This is a genomic window from Paraburkholderia sp. BR10937 (genome assembly GCF_040965695.1).
Lineage (GTDB): Bacteria > Pseudomonadota > Gammaproteobacteria > Burkholderiales > Burkholderiaceae > Paraburkholderia.
The window spans coordinates 1-244 of sequence record NZ_JBFRCL010000245.1 but is presented as its reverse complement, the minus strand read 5'-3'; the positions used below and the strand labels follow the sequence as shown (position 1 = coordinate 244).

The following is a 244-nucleotide window of genomic DNA, read 5'->3' as shown; positions in this document are numbered from 1 at the left end:
CCATGACCGGGCACACGCCAACCATTCCTATCGGAGACTTCATGAAGAAACTTGCCTTGTGTGTCGCCCTCGCCCTAGCCGCCGGTGGCGCGTATGCGAAAGACTGGTCCACGATCCGCTTCGGCACGGCAAGTTGTCTATACAATTATCGATGTGTCGAAAAGGCCGGCAATCGGTGTTATCACCTGGGGATTTCACTGTGCCGCAATCGAAAGACGGCGTAATTCAGGCGTCAGGAAGCGGG

1 pseudogene is annotated in these 244 nt (G+C 56.1%); it reads left to right on the top strand.

What is annotated here, in order from left to right:
• Nucleotides 1-41: 41 nt before the first annotated feature.
• Nucleotides 42-125 (top strand): annotated as a pseudogene (locus AB4Y44_RS42820) (ABC transporter substrate-binding protein); the annotation flags it as partial.
• Nucleotides 126-244: the final 119 nt, after the last annotated feature.